Raw genomic sequence first — 484 nt, 5'->3', positions numbered from 1 at the left:
AACCAAGGCGGAAACAATAATCAAGACAATAACACAACAATTGATCCAAACGCTCTTAAAGACGGTGAATATAGTATCGTTTTTAAAGTGTTAAAAGATAAAACTGAAGAAATTTCAATGATGAACACGTATACGAAGAGTCCAGGTATCTTGAAAGTAAAAGATGGTAAGAAATATGTATCATTCACATTAACGAATAGCTCATGGATTACAAAATTTGAGTTTGAAAAGAATGGTGCGTTCATCGATGCGAAAGTATTAGGAGCAAATAAAGAGCAAGATACAAGAGTAGTAGAAGTGGAAGTAGATGATTTATCTAAAAAGTTAAATGCAAAAGTGAAAGTGGATATTGATGCAATGAATTATCATCATTTTTACGATATTCAATTTGTATTTGATAAAAATAGTATTCAAGCTTTAGGTAATCAGGGTGGAGACAATAACCAAGGTGATAACAGTAATCAAGGCGGAAACGATAACCAAG

Annotated in this window: 1 protein-coding gene; it reads left to right on the top strand. The window is 32.0% G+C overall.

From position 1 onward, the window contains the following. Positions 1–484: NEAT domain-containing protein (locus MR083_RS26895; protein ID WP_242270106.1), on the top strand; the 484-nt coding region annotated here is incomplete at both ends.

It is taken from the genome of Bacillus cereus group sp. BfR-BA-01408, from assembly GCF_022663305.1.
GTDB classification, from domain to species: domain Bacteria; phylum Bacillota; class Bacilli; order Bacillales; family Bacillaceae_G; genus Bacillus_A; species Bacillus_A pacificus.
This window is presented reverse-complemented; position numbering and strand designations above follow the sequence as displayed.